The organism is Streptomyces sp. NPDC031379, from assembly GCF_055569615.1.
In genome coordinates this window covers 35477-51564 of the sequence record NZ_JBVIIT010000029.1, presented here as the reverse complement: position 1 = coordinate 51564, position 16088 = coordinate 35477, and the positions used below count along the sequence as shown (strand labels likewise).

General features: G+C 73.5%; 15 protein-coding genes. 7 read left to right on the top strand and 8 right to left on the bottom strand.

The annotated features are described in order from the left end of the window. Positions 1-8: 8 nt before the first annotated feature. A complete protein-coding gene (locus ACZ5CW_RS34330; RefSeq protein WP_468608423.1) occupies positions 9-245 on the bottom strand; it encodes a hypothetical protein in 237 nt (78 codons plus the stop codon). Between the two features lie 119 nt (positions 246-364). Beyond that, positions 365-2203: a glycoside hydrolase family 15 protein gene (locus ACZ5CW_RS34325; RefSeq protein WP_468608421.1), complete on the bottom strand. Its 1839-nt coding sequence runs from the start codon at positions 2201-2203 to the stop codon at positions 365-367. A gap of 196 nt (positions 2204-2399) precedes the next feature. Here ACZ5CW_RS34325 and ACZ5CW_RS34320 point away from each other — a divergent pair, with 196 nt between their 5' ends. Then, on the top strand, positions 2400-2606 hold the full coding sequence (locus ACZ5CW_RS34320) for a hypothetical protein (protein WP_468608419.1): 207 nt from the start codon (positions 2400-2402) through the stop codon (positions 2604-2606). A gap of 198 nt (positions 2607-2804) precedes the next feature. Here ACZ5CW_RS34320 and ACZ5CW_RS34315 read toward each other — a convergent pair whose 3' ends face one another. The 4 genes from ACZ5CW_RS34315 to ACZ5CW_RS34300 form a co-directional block, all read right to left on the bottom strand. Continuing rightward, positions 2805-3329 carry a DUF5709 domain-containing protein gene (locus ACZ5CW_RS34315; RefSeq protein WP_468608417.1) on the bottom strand — a complete coding sequence of 175 codons (525 nt, stop codon included), beginning with the start codon at positions 3327-3329 and terminating at the stop codon, positions 2805-2807. Between the two features lie 498 nt (positions 3330-3827). After that, the gene (prcB, locus tag ACZ5CW_RS34310; protein WP_468608415.1) at positions 3828-4682 is read right to left on the bottom strand and encodes a proteasome subunit beta; all 855 of its coding nucleotides are present in this window, start codon (positions 4680-4682) and stop codon (positions 3828-3830) included. Positions 4683-4755: 73 nt separating this feature from the next. After that, on the bottom strand, positions 4756-5712 hold the full coding sequence (locus ACZ5CW_RS34305) for a lysylphosphatidylglycerol synthase domain-containing protein (protein WP_468608413.1): 957 nt from the start codon (positions 5710-5712) through the stop codon (positions 4756-4758). Beyond that, positions 5709-7190 (bottom strand): hypothetical protein, encoded by a 1482-nt coding sequence (locus ACZ5CW_RS34300; RefSeq protein WP_468608411.1) that lies wholly within the window; start codon positions 7188-7190, stop codon positions 5709-5711. The genes ACZ5CW_RS34305 and ACZ5CW_RS34300 overlap by 4 nt, the downstream gene beginning before the upstream one ends. Positions 7191-7327: 137 nt before the next feature. On the opposite strand from ACZ5CW_RS34300, the gene ACZ5CW_RS34295 reads away from it, so the two are divergent. Then, on the top strand, positions 7328-7711 hold the full coding sequence (locus tag ACZ5CW_RS34295; protein WP_468608409.1) for a BlaI/MecI/CopY family transcriptional regulator: 384 nt from the start codon (positions 7328-7330) through the stop codon (positions 7709-7711). A 67-nt stretch (positions 7712-7778) separates the two neighbouring features. On the opposite strand, the gene ACZ5CW_RS34290 is transcribed toward ACZ5CW_RS34295, so the two are convergent. Both ACZ5CW_RS34290 and ACZ5CW_RS34285 read right to left on the bottom strand, forming a co-directional pair. After that, positions 7779-10121, bottom strand: coding sequence for a glycoside hydrolase family 65 protein (locus tag ACZ5CW_RS34290; protein WP_468608407.1), 2343 nt, complete (start codon positions 10119-10121; stop codon positions 7779-7781). Continuing rightward, the gene (locus ACZ5CW_RS34285) at positions 10118-10858 is read right to left on the bottom strand and encodes an HAD family hydrolase (RefSeq protein ID WP_468608405.1); all 741 of its coding nucleotides are present in this window, start codon (positions 10856-10858) and stop codon (positions 10118-10120) included. The genes ACZ5CW_RS34290 and ACZ5CW_RS34285 overlap by 4 nt, the downstream gene beginning before the upstream one ends. Positions 10859-10976: 118 nt before the next feature. On the opposite strand from ACZ5CW_RS34285, the gene ACZ5CW_RS34280 reads away from it, so the two are divergent. The 5 genes from ACZ5CW_RS34280 to ACZ5CW_RS34260 all read left to right on the top strand — a co-directional run bounded on the left by ACZ5CW_RS34280 (position 10977) and on the right by ACZ5CW_RS34260 (position 16081). Further along, the gene (locus tag ACZ5CW_RS34280) at positions 10977-11666 is read left to right on the top strand and encodes a nucleoside/nucleotide kinase family protein (protein ID WP_468608403.1); all 690 of its coding nucleotides are present in this window, start codon (positions 10977-10979) and stop codon (positions 11664-11666) included. 15 nt (positions 11667-11681) lie between these two features. Then, complete coding sequence (locus ACZ5CW_RS34275; RefSeq protein WP_468608401.1) at positions 11682-12290, top strand: hypothetical protein; 609 nt, start codon at positions 11682-11684, stop codon at positions 12288-12290. Positions 12291-12531: 241 nt separating this feature from the next. After that, a complete protein-coding gene (locus tag ACZ5CW_RS34270) occupies positions 12532-14235 on the top strand; it encodes an ArnT family glycosyltransferase (RefSeq protein WP_468608399.1) in 1704 nt (567 codons plus the stop codon). Between the two features lie 78 nt (positions 14236-14313). Further along, on the top strand, positions 14314-15231 hold the full coding sequence (locus ACZ5CW_RS34265; protein WP_468608491.1) for a MurR/RpiR family transcriptional regulator: 918 nt from the start codon (positions 14314-14316) through the stop codon (positions 15229-15231). 469 nt (positions 15232-15700) lie between these two features. Continuing rightward, the gene (locus ACZ5CW_RS34260) at positions 15701-16081 is read left to right on the top strand and encodes a hypothetical protein (protein ID WP_468608397.1); all 381 of its coding nucleotides are present in this window, start codon (positions 15701-15703) and stop codon (positions 16079-16081) included. Positions 16082-16088 lie beyond the last annotated feature (7 nt).

Sequence of the window (16088 nt, the reverse complement as noted above, 5' to 3'; positions counted from 1 at the left end):
CGCGGTGGTCAGCCGCCGTCGAGCCGCGAGCGCAGCAGCTGCTTGCCCAGCTCGGCGCCCTTGCGGCTGTCGGCCTGGGCCTTGCGGAACAGGTCCACCACCTCGTTGTCCTTGTCGCGCTCGGCGTCCTGGATGTACTGCTCCAGGCGCAGGGCGTTGCTCAGACACGCCTCGACGTACCAGATCAGGTTGTAGTCCTTGTCGCGGGTACCGGTGACGTCGCCGGTCTCGCTGGTGCTGGTCATCCGGGGTCTCCTCCTTCTGCCGACCCTGTGCCGGTTCCGGTTTCGGGCCCCGGGTACCCGAGCGACCTGCGCACACACCGACCGATGGGTTCGGTCCACCCGCGGGTGCCCGGGACGGTTCAGCCGAGGGCGCGGTCGAGGTTGAAGGCGGCGCTGATCAGCGCCAGATGGGTGAACGCCTGCGGGAAGTTGCCCTGTTGCTCGCCCGTGCGGCCGATCTCCTCGGCGTACAGGCCGAGATGGTTGGCGTAGGTGAGCATCTTCTCGAAGGCCAGCCGGGCCTCGTCGAGCCGGCCGGCCCGGACCAGCGCCTCGACGTACCAGAACGAGCAGATGGAGAACGTCCCCTCGTCACCGCGCAGTCCGTCGGGGCTGGCCTGCGGGTCGTAGCGGTAGACGAGGGAGTCGGAGACCAGGTCGTCGGTGAGGGCGTCCAGGGTGGACAGCCACTTGGGGTCGGTGGGGGCGATGAACTTGGCGAGCGGCATCATCAGCAGCGAGGCGTCGAGGACGTCGCCGCCCTCGTACTGCACGAAGGCGTTCCTGCGCTCCGACCAGCCGCGGTCCATGATCCGCCGGTAGATGGTGTCGCGGGCCTGCCGCCAGCGCCGATGATCGGCGGGCAGACCTCGATGGGTGGCGAGGCGGATGGCGCGCTCGATCGCCACCCAGCACATCAGTCTCGAGTAGAGGAAGTTCTTCCGGCCGCCGCGGGTCTCCCACACTCCCTCGTCGGGCTGGTCCCAGTGGTCGCAGACCCAGTCGACCAGGCGGCACACGTCGTCCCACTGGGCGCTGGAGATGGGCTGCGCCCACTTGTCGTAGAGGTAGATGGAGTCGATCAGGGCGCCGTAGATGTCCAGCTGGAGCTGGTCGGCGGCGGCGTTGCCGACCCGGACCGGGGCGGAGCCCTGGTGGCCCTCCAGGTGCGGCAGCTCGCGTTCGGGCAGGTCGGCGCGGCCGTCGATGCCGTACATGATCTGCAGCGGTCCGGAGCCGTCGCCGCAGCCGGGGCTGATGTGCGTGGTCAGGAACCGCATGAACGCCTCGGCCTCGCCGCTGAAGCCGAGCCGTAGCAGCGCGTAGACGGCGAAGGCGGCGTCGCGTACCCACACGTACCGGTAGTCCCAGTTGCGCTCGCCGCCGAGCTGCTCGGGCAGGCTGGTGGTGGGGGCGGCGACGATGGCGCCGGTGGGGGCGTAGGTGAGGAGCTTGAGGGTGAGGGCGGAGCGGTGCACCATCTCACGCCAGCGGCCCCGGTAGCGGGACTGGTGGAGCCACCGCCGCCAGTAGGCGACCGTCGCGTTGAACTGGTGCTCGGCCTCGGCGTGGGCGCAGCCGCGCGGGGCCAACTCGCCGCCCGCCTGGTCGAGGGCGAACACCGCGGACTCGCCCTCGCCGAGCTTAAAGTCGGCGTGTGCGTCGCGGTCGTCGCACTCCAGGACCACGGTCGAGGTGAGCGCCAGCGACCGGTCGGGCGACTCGAACAGGACCGTGCCGTCCAGGTAGCGCAGGGTGTGCGGGGCGGCGCCGTAGTCGAAGCGCGGGGCGACCAGCACCCGGAAGGGGACGGTGCCGCGTACGCACACCACGCGCCGGATCAGCCGGTGCCGGCCGCCCTCGCCGGGCGCCTCCCCGGCGAGCGGCATGAAGTCCTGCACCTCGCCGACGCCGTCCTCGGTGAAGAAACGGGTGATCAGCACGTTGGTGTCGGGGAAGTAGAACTGCTTGGTACGCGCGGGCACGGAGGCGGCCAGCTCGAAGCAGCCGCCGCGCTCGGCGTCCAGGATCGCGGCGAAGACGCTCGGGGCGTCGAAGGCCGGACTGCAGTACCAGTCGATCGTGCCGTTGCTCCCGACCAGTGCCACACTGCGCAGGTCACCGATGAGTCCGTGCTCGGCGATCGGCAGGTAGTGGGGGCGGCGGGGCAGGTCCTCGGGAAACGGCGTCTCGGCCATCGGCGGCCTCCCGGTACGTGGTGCGGATGTTTTCCAGCTTAGGAGCGAGTGCTTCCGCGTGGCGTGGGCAGGCGGTCCACACCCGCTTCCCGGGCACCTGAAGATGCAGGGTGCGCCGAGGCGGGGAATGGTGAGAGTGTGCCCCGTTCGGAGGCACCGGCACGGATGCGGTCATCCGGACCGAGGAGGAGGCATCATGTCGACATCCACACCCGAAGGATCCCGGTCGTCCGACGACCACTGCACCCCGGACGCCCTGCTCCACTCCGCTCCCTCGAAGGGCATCTCCCCCGAGGACCTGGTGATGGCGGCGGGCAGGGACGTCACCCCGAAGACCCTCGACTGGGCGCGTCGCAAGCTGGAGACGGAGGGCCCGGCGGCCATCGAGAAGCTGCTGCCCTAGGGCGGTCCGGGGAACTCAGCGGACGAACGGGAGAGTCGGCCGGGCGAGCACACCCGGCCGGCGTCGCACCCGAGCGCGTCGACGCACTCGGGGCGCGTCGACGCGCCCGGTGGATCGACGTGTTCGGTGTGCCGGCGCACGCCGCCCCCCACCCACCCCACCCTGCGCGGCGTGCCGGCCGCCGCCCGGCCGAGCGGCTCACTCCGGCAGGTCGGTCCCGGCCGAGGGGTCGGTCTCGTCCGCCAGATCGGTCTCGTCCGGCACCACGTGCATCGCCGCCTCCTCCGCCCCCGCCGCTCCCCCGTCGATGCCCACGTCCTCGGCCACCTCCTCCTTGACGGTCTGCGTGTGGGCGCCCTCGTCAGGGGCCACCAGGCGGCCCGCGCGGGAGGTGCCGGCCTCGGGGTCGAGCGGCTCGCCCTCTCCGCCCGGCAGGTCGCCGACCTCGTCACCGGCCGGTGCGGCCACGTCCGGCACCTCCTGGCGGAGCCGCTCGTCCAGGGTCTCCCCCGCGTGCTGCTCGTCGGCGGTGGTGCCGTGCCTGGTGACGCCCAGCGGCCGCTCGGGCGGGGAGTAGCCCTCGTCGAGCATGTCGTCGTAGGAGCGCTCGCCGAGGGCGTCCTGCAGGTCCAGGGGGCCTGCGTCCGCCTGCTCCTCGTTGGTGCCGGTGGGCTGGTAGGCGTCGTCCGCCATCGGGGTCTGCTCGGACTGCTGGTCGCTCATCGTCGCCTCCTTCTCGGCTCGCGGGCGGTCCCGGTCCGCGTTTCCCGCAGGCGGATCATTAACCCCGCCGGCACCGGAACAGGTCGGTCGGCGGACTGCCGCGCCAGGCCCGCCGTCCACGTTCTCCTCGATGCGGCCCGCCTTCCCCACCGCCCTGATCACCGGGAGAGCAGCAGGGTCGGACCGAAGGCGATGCCGGAGTGGCCGAGGGAGAACCAGAAGCCAGGCCGTCCCGCCGACCCTGATCCGCTCCTGCCGCGTCCTGGAGCCGCGGACGCGGTGCCAGGCCGAGGGTGTGGTCCGGCCTGAGCGGGGAGGGAGGAGCGGGATCAGGGGCGGCCGTCATCGGGAGGTGGTTTCTTGGGTGGTGCGGGTGCGGCTGCGCTCTACAGCCTTGTGCACTCCTTCCGTAGCTGCAACTCATGTGCAGTAAAGGCCGTGGCAGGCCTTCCCCATGGGAAGGGAAAGCCGCGCCGAACGGTGTGCCGTCCGCGGAGGTCAGGGCGTGGCGTGCGGGCCGTCCGGGCGGCCGGTGCGCTGCCGGACCATCTCGCGGCTGAGTTCCTCCGCCTCCGTCTCCGGCAGCCGCTCGAAGCCGTCCTCGGTGATGACCGAGACGACGGGGAAGATGCGGCGGTTCAGGTCCGGGCCGCCGGTGGCCGAGTCGTCGTCCGCCGCGTCGTACAGCGCCTGGAGGGCGGCCAAGGCCGCCTCCCGGCGGGTGAGATCCGGCCGGAACAGCTTCTTCAGCGCACCCCGCGCGTACGGGGAGCCGGAGCCCTCGGCGTGGAAGTGCCGCTTCTCGTACAGTCCGCCGGCCGCGTCGTAGCTGAAGATCCGGCCGCGTCCGCCCTCCGGCGCGGTGAGGTCGTAGCCGGCGAGCAGCGGGACGACGGCGAGGCCCTGCATGGCCTGGGCGAGGTTCTGCCGGATCATGGCCGCCAGGCGGGTGGCCTTGGCGCCCAGGGTCATCGGTATGCCCTCGATCTTCTCGAAGTGGGCGAGTTCGACCTGGTAGAGCCGCACCATGTCGAGGGCGAGGCCGACGGTGCCGGCGAAGGCGACGGCCGTGTGGTCGTCGGCGGGGTGCACCTTCTCCAGGTCGCGCTGGGCGATGAGGTTGCCCATCGTGGCCCGGCGGTCGCCCGCGATCAGCACGCCGTCGCGGTAGGTCAGGGCGAGCACGGTGGTGCCGTGCGGGAACCGGCCGGGCGCCGGCCGGGCACCGGGCGGGAAGGGGGGCGCGGTGGGCAGCAGCCGGGGGCGGTGCGCGGCCAGGAACTCGGTGAAGGACGACGTCCCCGGTATGAAGAAGGCCTCCCCCGGCAGGCCCGCACTGTCGTTCTGCGGCATGGCTCCCCCTCCTGTGGCGCATGGCAGTACCCGACTCCTACCTGGAGCGGGTGCGCGGGAAACTCCCGGCGCCTCACAGGGCCTTGCGCCGCACCAGCACGCCGAGCACCAGCAGGCCGGGGGGCAGGGGCAGCCACACGGTCAGCAGCCGGTAACCGAGCACGGCGGAGGCGGCGGCCGCCGCCGGGGTGCCGGACGCGGTGAGGGCGAGGGCGAGCGCCGCGTCCAGCGAGCCGATGCCGCCCGGGCTGGGCAGCAGGGCGGCCGCGCTGCTCGCCGCGAGGTAGAGCAGGGCCACCTGGAGCGGGGCGAGCGGCAGCGCGACGGCCCGGGTGACGGCGATGAGGACCAGCGCGTGCAGTGCGGCGAAGGCCAGGGAGCCGCCCCACAGGGCCGCCGCGCGGGCGGGGCGGGCGTGCAGTGCGCGGATGTCGGCCGCGACGGTCGTGAGCGCCCGCCTGCAGCGCGGCCCCAGGGGGGTGGCCAGGAGGACCGCCACCAGGGCGGCGGCACCGAGGACGACGGCGACCGCCACCGGGGTGACGCGCGGCAGGCGCAGCGGGCCCGGGCAGGCCGGGGCGAGCAGCGCGAGCAGCGCCAGGCGGACGGCGGCGCCCGTGGTGGCCTTGACGGCGAGCGCGCTGGCCGAGCGCCCGGCGGGCAGCCCGCAGCGCATCAGGAACCGCAGGTTCACCCCGCCCGCGCCGATTCCCGCGGGCAGGAGGTGGTTGGCGGCGGAGGCGGCGAACTGGGCGGCGACCAGCCGGCGTCCGGGCAGCCGGCGTACGACGGCGCCCTGCTGGGCGAGCGCCGAGGCCGCCCAGGTGCACACGGTCGCCGTCGCTCCGACCAGCAGCCAGCCCGGGTCGGCGACCGCCAGCCGTGCGGCCCCGCTCTCGACGGCGGCCCAGTGCCGGTGGGCCAGGTACAGCGCGCCGAGCAGTACGGCGAGGCCGACACCGGCGTGCCAGTAGGCGCGCCGGCGGCCGACGGGGACGGTGAGTTCCGCCGTGGATGTCGCGGATGTCATGGGCCGGCCTCCGGTACGACGTAGTACAGCCGCACTTCGCCGAGGGGTGCGCTCGCCCAGGCGCGGGCGTATCCGGGTGGCCGGGCACCCACCGGCACGAGGACGGCCGCCGGGATCCGCCGGGCGGTCCGGGCGATGCCGTCCTCGGTGCTGTTGGCGTTGTGCCCGGCCGACGCGGCCGACGCGCAGCCGGTGTAGAAGGCCACCGGAATGGCCTCATGTCCGGTGAGCAGACACGGCGGGCGGACGCCCAGGCGGTGCAGGGTGGCCGCGGTGCGCGACCAGGCACGGTGGGCGGCGGTGGCGCCGCGCACCGTGTGCACGAGGACGGCCAGCTGTACCGCGAGGTGGCCGGCCAGACCCAGGCAGACCAGCGCCACGACCACGGCACGACGGCTGCGGCGCGGGACGGCCGCCGGTGTCAGCAGCGCGGCGGCGGCCGGGACGGCGAGCAGGGCGTAGGCGGGCAGCAGGAAGCGGGGTGCCGCGTAGCCGATCAGGAACAGGTACGGGAAAGCGGCCGTCGCCGCGCAGCCGAGCGGCAGCGCCGTGGGCGCGGCCGTGCGCCGGGCGCGGAGGGCGGCGGCGGGAGCGAGCACGGCGAGCAGGGGGAGCGCGAACCACCACAGGAGGAGCACCGGGTGGGGCAGCGCCCCGGTGCACGGCCGGCACAGCGTCCGCCCGGCGAGGCTGCGCAACTGGTCCACGACGGCGAGGTGCCAGCCGAGGCCGCCCTGGATCGCCGAGGCGTCGGACAGGCGGCGCGCGAGGCCGCCGTATCCCGTGTACGCCTCGATCACCCATGGGGCGGCCCCGGCCGCGAGGCCGGCGAGGAGCACGCAACACGCGCGCCGGTGTCCACGTACCAGGCCGAGGGCGAGGAGCGGCAGGACGGCCCAGACGGCGTCCATGGGCCGCATCCACGCCATCAGTGCCGCGCTCGCCGCCAGGCCCCACAGGGCGGCACGGTCGCCGCGGGCGCGCAGGAAGCAGCCCACGGCTGCCAGGGCGCCCACCGCGACCCAGTAGTTGGGCATGGCCTGCGGGCCGTAGAACAGCGTCACCCACAGGGAGGCGAAGAGGGCGCCGGCCAGGGCGAGCACGCGGACCGGGAACAGGCCGCGCCAGGCGCTCAGGGCCAGGTGGAGGGCGAGGCCGGAGAGGACCGCGAGGTAGATCCGCAGCAGGGCCGTCGAGGACGACCAGGAGGCGATGGGCGCGACGAGCAGCGAGACGCCCCGGGAGCGGGGTGCGCTGAAGAAGGCGGCGGGCGCGTGCCCGCTGACCTGGCTGACGTACACCGTCTCGTCCCAGCCGAGGCCCATGCCGGGCGGGACGAGGAGCAGTTGGGCCAGGGTGAAGGCCGCGGCCACCGCCGCGAGCGGTGCCGCGGTCCGCAGGCCCCGGGTGCGGTCGTCAGGGCGCCGTGGGCGCTCGCGCCGCGATCCGCCGAGTGTGGCGTGCGCGCTGCCGGCCATGATCACCCCTCTGTCCCTCCGACCTGCAGGACAGGCGCGATCCAGGGAAAACACCGACAAACTAACCAGAAGCCCGGCCGTCCGCCGGTCCGATTCGGCCATCCGGCCGATGGCCCTACGCGCTGTAAGGTTGGGACATGGCTGGCACAGGGTCCCGCGGCAGAGCGGAACGGCGCAGCGCGGGGGAGCTGGAGAGCGCGGTGCTGGCCGCCCTCTGGGCCACCGATCGGCCGCTGACCCCGGCGGAGATACAGACCGAGATCGGCGGCGGACTCGCGTACAACACGGTCCATACGATCCTCAAACGCCTGTACGACAAAGCGCTGGTGCTGCGGGACGCCGACGGGCGGCGCGGCGCGTACCGGCCCGCCAAGAACGCGGCCCAGCTGACCGCCGAGGCGATGCGCGAGGCCCTGGACCGGGGGCCGGACCCCATCGCCGCGCTCCAGCAGTTCGTCACCGGGCTGAGTGCCGAGGAGGAGCGGGCGCTGCGGGAGCTGCTCGCCGGACGCGACGGGTGAGAGGCACTCCGTAGGGATGCGGGCGCCCCCTCACGGCGGGCGCCCGCTCACGGCACCGCGCCGACGTTCAGCAGCCGTTGGGCGCGCGGTGCGGTGGCTGCTCGGGGGTGGGACGGCGGACGAGCGGTGGTACGGGCCGCACGGCCGGTTCGTCGGTGCTCACCGTCAGCGGCTCACCGTGGTGGCGCAAGGTCAGCGGCGGGCCGTCCAGCAGGGCGTACGTGGCCTTGTCTGCGGCGATCTCCACACGCAGCCGGCGCCCACGGAACTGGATGTGGAAGGCGAGCCGGCGCAGCCGCTCGGGCAGGCGCGGCGCGAACCGCAGCCGGTCGCCGTCGCGGCGCATGCCGCCGAAGCCGGCCACGAGTGCCATCCAGGTACCGGCCAGCGAGGCGATGTGCAGCCCGTCGCGGGTGTTGTGCTCCAGGTCGTGCAGGTCCATCAGCGCGGCCTCGGTCGTATAGGCGTAGGCGAGTCCCGGATGGCCCGCCTGGGCGGCGATGACGGCCTGGCAGCAGGCCGACAGGGAGGAGTCGCGTACGGTCAGCGGCTCGTAGTAGGCGAAGTTCCGGGCGATCTGCTCCTCGTCGAAGTGCTCACCGCACGTGTACATGGCCAGCACCAGGTCGGCCTGCTTGACGACCTGTTTGCGGTAGAGGTCGAAGTAGGGGAAGTGCAGCAGCAGCGGGTACTGGTCGGCGCGCGTGCCGGCGAAGTCCCAGCGCTGGTAGCGGGTGAATCCGGTGTGCTGTTCATGGACGCCGAGTTCGTCGTTGTAGGGGACGTGCATGGCCTCGGCCGCGTCGCGCCAGGCCGCGCTCTCCTCCTCGTCCACGCCGAGCCGCTCCGCCTCGCGCGGGTGCCGTTCGACGGCGTCGGCCGCGGCGAGCAGGTTCCGCCGGGCCATGAGGTTGGTGTAGGTGTTGTCGTCGGCGACCGCGCTGTACTCGTCGGGTCCGGTGACGCCGTCGAGGTGGAAGACGCCGTGGCTGTCGTGGTGGCCCAGCGACCGCCACAGCCGGGCCGTCTCCACCAGCAGTTCCACGCCGGCCTCGGCTTCGAAGGCGGTGTCGCCGGTGGCCTCGACGTACCGGCCGACGGCGTCGGCGATGTCGGCGTTCACATGGAAGGCGGCGGTGCCGGCCGGCCAGTACGCCGAGCCCTCCGGGCCGGCGATGGTCCGCCACGGGAACGAGGCCCCCGCGAGCCCGAGTTGGGAGGCGCGTTCCCGGGCCTCGTCCAGGGTGTTGTACCGCCAGCGCAGCGCCTCGGCGACGGCCGCGGGCGCGGTGTGGGTGAGCACGGGCAGCACGAACATCTCGGTGTCCCAGAAGGCGTGCCCGTCGTAGCCGGAGCCGGTGAGCCCTTTGGCGGGGATGGCGCGCTGCTCGGCGCGGGCCCCGGCCTGCAGGACGTGGAAGAGGGCGAAGCGGACGGCCTGCTGGATCTCCTCGTCACCCTCCACCTCGACGTCCGCGCGGGCCCAGAAGTCGTCCAGGCAGGCGCGCTGGTCCGCGAGCAGGCCCTGCCAGCCGTCGTGGGTGGCGGCCGCGAGCGCGGCGTCGACCTGGTCGGCCATCGCGGGCAGCGAGCGGGCGCCGGACCAGCCGTGGGCGACCAGTTTCTCCACCCTGAGCGTCTGCCCGGGCTCCAGCACGGAGGTGACGGTCAGCCGGGCCACGTCGATGCCGCTCTCGCTGCGGGTGGAGGTGCGCTCCGGGCCGGTGACGACGTGGTCGGCGGCGACGGCCACCCGCAGGCCGCTGCGCCGGGTGCGGTGCACCAGCCGCAGCCGGTTCCCGGATGCGAAGTGGTCCTCCTGCTCCAGCGGCGACTTCAGCGCGACGGCCGCGCGCGGGTCGCCGCCGGGCTCGGGCAGGCTCTCGTTGGCGACCAGTTCCGACTGGATCACCACCCGGCTGCGGCTGCCGACGGCCTCCACCTCGTAGTCCACCGCGGCCACCGCCCGCTGGGTCAGCGACACCAGCCGGGTCGAGCGCACCCGAACCGTCGATCCGGCCGGGGAGGTCCATTCGCAGGTCCGCTCCAGCACCCCGCGGCGCAGGTCCAGCACCCGTTCGTGGGCGACGAGCCGGCCGTAGCGCAGGTCGAACGGCTCGTCGTCCACCAGCAGCCGCAGGACCTTGCCGTTGGTGACGTTGATGACCGTCTGGCCCGACTCCGGGTAGCCGTATCCGGCCTCGGCGTACGGCAGCGGGTGCACCTCGTGCACCCCGTTGAGATAGCTGCCGGGCAGGCCGTGCGGTTCGCCCTCGTCGAGGTTGCCGCGCCAGCCGACATGGCCGTTGGACAGGGCGAACACCGACTCGCTCTGGGCGAGGACGTCCAGGTCGAGGGCCGTCTCCCGGACGGTCCACGGTTCCACGGCGTACGACCGCTCGGAGATCACTGTTTGCCTCCCAGCTCCGCGAGGTCCCTCACGACGATGTTCGCACCGCGGGCGTACAGCGCGTCGGTCTGTCCCACGCGGTCCACGCCGACGACGTATCCGAAGCCGCCCGCGCGGCCCGCGTCCATGCCGGCCAGCGCGTCCTCGAAGACGGCCGCGTGCGCCGCGTCGACGCCGAGGTCGCTCGCGGCGGCGAGGAAGGTGTCGGGGTGCGGCTTGCCCGGCAGGTTCCGCTCGGCCGCGACCACGCCGTCGATGCGGACGTCGAAGAAGTGCTCGGCGTCGACGGAGCGCAGGACATCGCGGCAGTTGGCACTGGAGGAGACGATCGCCGTGCGCAGCCCTTCGGCGCGGACCGCCTCCAGGTAGCGCAGGGTGCCCTCGTAGGCCTCGACGCCGCCGGTGCGGATCCTGGCCAGGAGCAGGTCGTTCTTGCGGTTGCCGAGGCCGTGCACGGTGCGGGCGTCCGGCGGGTCGCCGGGGGTGCCCTCGGGCAGGTGGATGCCGCGCGAGTCGAGGAAGGCGCGGACGCCGTCGGCGCGGGGGCGTCCGTCGACGTACTCGTCGTAGTCGGCGGCCGCGTCGAACGGCCGTCCCCGTGCGCCCTCGTAGTCGCGCAGGAACGCGTCGAAGGTCTCCTTCCAGGCGGCCGCGTGCACGACGGCCGTCTTGGTGACGACCCCGTCGAGATCGAAGAGGCAGGCCTGGATTCCGTCGGGCAGACCGAGCTGAGTCATACCCAGCACTGTTCCCCACCGGACGCGGTCCAGTGGGTGGCGCACACCACACCGCAGGTACTTCTCGGCGAAGCCTTCCGTACGGGCTTCACCGGTAGGGGGTGTCACACTTTCCCCTGTGCCGCCGACCTTCGACGATCTCCTCATCCGTGCCCGTGCGCTCACCCGGGGCGGCCGGCGGGCCGTCCTCGGTGTCGCGGGCGGCCCCGGCGCGGGCAAGACGACGCTCGCCGAGCACCTCGTGCGCGCCCTCAACGGCGACGGTCCGCCCTGGGTGGCGCACGTGCCCATGGACGGGTTCCATCTGGCCGACGCCGAGCTGGACCGGCTGGGCCGCCGGGGCCGCAAGGGCGCGCCGGACACCTTCGACGCGGCCGGGTACGCGGCGCTGCTGCGGCGGCTGCGCGAGGACCCCGACGAGGTGGTGTACGCGCCCGGGTTCGAGCGGGTGCTGGAACAGCCGGTCGCGGGCTCGATCCCGGTGCCGCCGGCCGCCCGCCTGGTGGTGACCGAGGGCAACTACCTTCTGCTGCGGGAGGGTTCGTGGGCGCGGGTGGGGCCGTGCCTGGACGAGGTGTGGTTCTGCGAGGTCGCCGAGGACGAGCGGGTCCGCCGGCTGGTGGCCCGGCACGAGGAGTTCGGCAAGGACCACGAGAGCGCCGTGGCCTGGGTGCTGGGAACGGACCAGCGCAACGCCGACCTGGTGGCGGCGACACGGGAGCGGGCGGACCTGGTGGTGCGGGCCGACGCGCTGCCGTCGCCGTACGCCGTGCCGGAAATCGGGTCGACGGGGCAGGGTCCCGGCTGACTAGTGTGCCGTGCCATGGGCTTGGACATCACGGTACTCGCGCTCGACTGGCAGCGGCTGGAGCAGACACCCACGGCCGAGCGCCGGGAACTGCTGGACGAGGCGGCCTGTCCGGACTCCTACGACTATGACGCGGAACCGGAGCGGGGCTGGGTGTGCCCGGCCTCGCCCGAGGTGCCCTGGTCCGCCCGGTACGAGTTCCACAGCACCACCGGCTCGTACAAACCGCACTTCTGGGCCGGGGAATCCTGGGACGACGTACGGGAGTTCGCCGATCCGGCGCTGCGTGCGGCCCTGGACGCCTTCCTCGGTCCCCTGTTCCGGGAGGACGACGACGCGGACGACGGCGCCGAGGCGCCGGGCCTGTTCCCGGCGGATCCCGAGCCGTGGCGGCCCAGGCTGCTGCTCGTCTGCCCGCCGCCGGCCGTGTCCGCGCTGGCCGCCCACTGGTCGCGGGCCGAGCCGCTGCTGGACGGTCTGCGTGAGGCGTACGGCACCCATGCCGCCGCGCCCGGCCGGTGGATCGCGGACTTCGACGAGTTCGCGGTGCTGCTGCGGGAGTGGTCCGTGGTCGTGCGCGAAGCCCAGCGGCGCGGCTGGGGGCTGCTCGGCCTGCCCTGCTGAGCCGTGCGCATGCGGCATCGTCGCGCCGCGTTCTCGCCTTGTTCGGGCTGCGCGGCCCGCTCGGCCGGACCGCGGTGAACTCCGGGCCGCCGCGGGCCGTACCCGTATGCACGGCAGAGGGTCTGCCGGTACGACTCGTGAAGCGGTGACGCCCGCGGCGGCGGGAGCGGTGGGACAGTAGGGCCATGATCCGGCTGCCGAGCGTTTCCGCCACCGCACGGCCGGTGCCACCGCGGGGCGGATGATGGCGAGCGAACAGCACACGGTCCTCACTCGTGAGGCGTCCGTCCAGCAACCCGCGCGGCCGGCCCCGGCCCGTCTGCCCGCCAGGCTGCACCGGCACCGGCGGTGGCTGGTGCCGCTGCTGGCGGTGCTGCTGCTGGCGCAGATGGCGGCGGCGATGGTCACCACGGCCGTGCAGCAGACCCCCACCATCGACGAACCGGTGTACGTGGCGACGGCCACCGACTATCTGCACGAGCACCGGCTGCGCTACAACCCCGAGCATCCGCCGCTCGGCAAGCTGCTGATCGCGGCCGGTGTGGCGGTGGCCGGCCCGCACTACGACCCGTCGTACACCGGCACCCAGGGGGCCGTGGGCCGGCATCTGCTGTACGAGTCGGGCAACGACCCCTGGCGGCTGATGCTGTGGGCGCGGCTGCCGGTGATCGCGCTGACCCTGCTGTCCGGGCTGGTCGTGTTCGCGTTCGCCCGTGAGGTGGCGGGGACGGCGGGCGGCCTGGTGGCGCTCGCGCTGTACACCTGCTCGCCCGATGTGATCGCGCACGGTGCGCTGGCCACGCTGGACATGCCGGCGGCCGGGTTCGTGCTGACCTCGGCCTGGCTGGTGTGGCGGGCACGCCTGCGGCCGGGGCGGTACCTGCCGCTCGCCGGGGCGGCTCTGGGGGCGGCCGTGGCGACGAAGATGAGCGCGCTGCCGGCGGTGCCCGTGCTGGCGGCGCTGGCGGCGGTGTCGGTCCTGGCGTCCCGTCGGCTCACGGGTCGACGGCAGAAAGCGCTGTCGGCGCTGGCGGGCGCGGGGGTCGTGGCGCTGGTGGCGCTCGCCGTCGTGTGGGCCGCGTACCTGGCCGTCGACCCCCGTCTGCGGTTCCTCCCCGCCGAACCCGTTCCGGCCGTACCCGGGCTGCGCGGGAGGCTGGTGGACCTGCTGCCGCTGCCCTCCGCGTACCGGGCCGGGATGCGGGTGCAGTTCGGCCTGGAGGACTACCCGTGGCAGGGCTTTCTCTTCGGACACCTGTACACCGGCTCGCTCTGGTACTACCTGCCGGCCGCCCTGCTGGTGAAGACGCCGCTCGGGCTGCTGGCTCTGGGTGCTGCCGGTGCGGTGGCGGTCGTCAGGACGCGCCGGCTGCGGCCGGCGGCACCGTATCTGCTGCTGCCGCCCCTGGTGCTGCTGGCGGTGGCGATGACGGGGGCGCGGGACTTCGGGACCCGGTACGCGCTGTTCGTGCCGGTGTTCCTCGCGGTGGCGGCGGCCTGTGTGCCCGTGCCGCGCGTGCCGCGGCGGTGGTGGGCCGGGGTACTGACCGGCGCGCTGGTGCTGTGCACGGCGGTGAGTTCGCTGCGGACGTTCCCGTACTACCTGCCGTACGCCAACGAGGCGTTCGGCGGCCCGGCGCACACCCATCGGCTGCTGCACGACTCCAACGTGGACTGGGGGCAGGACCTGGGCCGGCTCGCGGACCGGCTGAGGGCGCGGTACCCGGGCGAGCGGGTGTGGCTGGTGTACAAGGGCGCCGGGGTGCCGTCGTCCTACGGCATCGACGCCGCCGATCCGCGCACGGTGGCGCCGGACCGCGTGCACGGGCTGCTGGTGGTGTCGGACTCGGCGGTCGCCAAGGCGCGCGGACGGCTCGCCGAGCTGATCGCGAGCAGCCGTCCGGTCGGCGACGTGGGTCATTCGATCAGCCTCTACCGGCGGTGAACGCCCCGCACTCAACCCCTGGTCACGACGGTCGGTGAGCTATGTTGAGTGCTCGTGGCAGACAAAGGAGACGGACCGGTGCCCTCGCCGCAGCAGGCTCGCGCACAGGCATCAGCGATCACATCGGGCAAGACCGCACCCGAGGCCGAGGCCGCCCCGACCTCCCGGCTCAGAGAGCTGTTCGACGGCCCCCGTCTGTCGCCGGGGCAGCGACGCATCGCCCAGTATCTGATCGAGCACATCACCGAGGCCGCGTTCCTGTCGATCACCGAGCTGGCGGACCGGGTCGGGGTGAGCCAGCCGTCCGTCACCCGCTTCGCGGCCGCCGTCGGCTTCAGCGGCTATCCCGCCCTGCGCGAGAGACTCCAGTCGATCGCGCTGAGCACGCTCGCCGGCGGGCCCGGCGAGGAGGACCGCGCCAATGAACTCCAGGCGGCCGTCGACGCCGAGATCGAGAACCTGGAGAACCTGCGGCGCGACTTCGCCGACCCCGACCGGGTCATCCACGTCGGCCGCGAGCTGTCCCGCTCCACCCCGCTGACCGTGCTGGGCCTGCGCATCTCGGTGTCGCTGGCCGAGTACTTCGGCTACGCCGCCCGCCGTATCCACCCCGATGTGCGGCTGGTGACCCGGGGCGGCAGCGTGGCCTACGACGCCCTGCTGCAGGCGCGCGAGGCCGGCGGCACCTGGGTGCTGGCCTTCGCCATGCCCCGGCACTCAGGGGAGACGCTCCAGGCGATCCGGGTGGCGCGCGGTGCCGGTCTGAAGGTCGCGCTGGTGACCGACCTGGCGCTCGGGCCGCTGGCCGACGAGGCCGACATCGCCTTCGCCACCGGCACCGGCTCGCGGCTGGTGTTCGACTCCTACGCCGCGGCGGGCGTGCTGGCCGCGGCACTGCTGCAGGCCATGACCGACGCCGATCCGGAGCGCACCCAGGCCCGCCTGGAGAAGTACGAACAGCTCTCCGAGCAGCACCAGTTCTTCCTGAAGGACTGACCCGGCCGTACGTCGGGCCCGGCCTGCCCGGCCGATCCTTCCGTCCGTGCCCGGCACTCGTGAAGATCTTGCGGTCCTCAACCCCCTGGACGGGGATCATTCACCCCATATCGCGCATGAATGTTTTCATACGTCTTGCAAACCGGTCGGCATATATAAATACTGCTCCACGGATCGCGTCCGACCCGCTCCGGGCACGTTCCGCACCTGCGGACTCACTGCCCGCACACCGCCCCGAGAAAGCCGACGGACCGCCCATGCGCACGCACCACCGCACGCAGCGCCGGTTCCCGACGCCCGGGGCCCCCGCACGGACACCCCCAGCCGCCGTCTCCTACCCACGTCGGCGCCCGGGGTGTACCGGGGCGCATCGTCTGCGCGACGCGCCCGTGGCGGCCCCGGCCATCCCCTAGGCCGGGGCCGCCCCGAACCCGTCGGACCACCCTCACGACGCCGCACACCGGAAGCGATGATCATGCCCCTGACCAGCACGCGCATCAGCCCAGACTGGCCCTGTCAGGTCAAGACGCCGGGCAGCTACGACTGGGAGCGCTCGGCGGCCAAGTGGCTGCGCGAACTGATCCCGGCGCGTTACGCCAGCTATCCGGCACTCATCCGGCACCCCGTCCTGCTCGCCCGGCACGCGCAGATCCAGGTCCAGCAGGAGATCCGGGTGGCCCGGACCGCCCTGCAGACCGCGCGGGCCGAACTGCCGATGCTCGGGCTGCCCGAGTCGGTCATCGAGCACACGATCAAGATGTACGCGGCCGAGGTCCTGCAGCTGCAGCACATCGCGCGCAGCGTCCGCGCGGTCTCCGAGGCCCTCGTCGGCCGCGGCACGGGCCGCTGAACCGCCT

Excerpts from the sequence above, each read along its gene's own strand:
- ACZ5CW_RS34330 (WP_468608423.1), bottom strand. The coding sequence starts at position 245 with ATGACCAGCACCAGCGAGACCGGCGACGTCACCGGTACCCGCGACAAG.
- ACZ5CW_RS34325 (WP_468608421.1), bottom strand. The coding sequence starts at position 2,203 with ATGGCCGAGACGCCGTTTCCCGAGGACCTGCCCCGCCGCCCCCACTAC.
- ACZ5CW_RS34320 (WP_468608419.1), top strand. The coding sequence starts at position 2,400 with ATGTCGACATCCACACCCGAAGGATCCCGGTCGTCCGACGACCACTGC.
- ACZ5CW_RS34315 (WP_468608417.1), bottom strand. The coding sequence starts at position 3,329 with ATGAGCGACCAGCAGTCCGAGCAGACCCCGATGGCGGACGACGCCTAC.
- prcB (WP_468608415.1), bottom strand. The coding sequence starts at position 4,682 with ATGCCGCAGAACGACAGTGCGGGCCTGCCGGGGGAGGCCTTCTTCATA.
- ACZ5CW_RS34305 (WP_468608413.1), bottom strand. The coding sequence starts at position 5,712 with ATGACATCCGCGACATCCACGGCGGAACTCACCGTCCCCGTCGGCCGC.
- ACZ5CW_RS34300 (WP_468608411.1), bottom strand. The coding sequence starts at position 7,190 with ATGGCCGGCAGCGCGCACGCCACACTCGGCGGATCGCGGCGCGAGCGC.
- ACZ5CW_RS34295 (WP_468608409.1), top strand. The coding sequence starts at position 7,328 with ATGGCTGGCACAGGGTCCCGCGGCAGAGCGGAACGGCGCAGCGCGGGG.
- ACZ5CW_RS34285 (WP_468608405.1), bottom strand. The coding sequence starts at position 10,858 with ATGACTCAGCTCGGTCTGCCCGACGGAATCCAGGCCTGCCTCTTCGAT.
- ACZ5CW_RS34275 (WP_468608401.1), top strand. The coding sequence starts at position 11,682 with ATGGGCTTGGACATCACGGTACTCGCGCTCGACTGGCAGCGGCTGGAG.
- ACZ5CW_RS34270 (WP_468608399.1), top strand. The coding sequence starts at position 12,532 with ATGATGGCGAGCGAACAGCACACGGTCCTCACTCGTGAGGCGTCCGTC.
- ACZ5CW_RS34260 (WP_468608397.1), top strand. The coding sequence starts at position 15,701 with ATGATCATGCCCCTGACCAGCACGCGCATCAGCCCAGACTGGCCCTGT.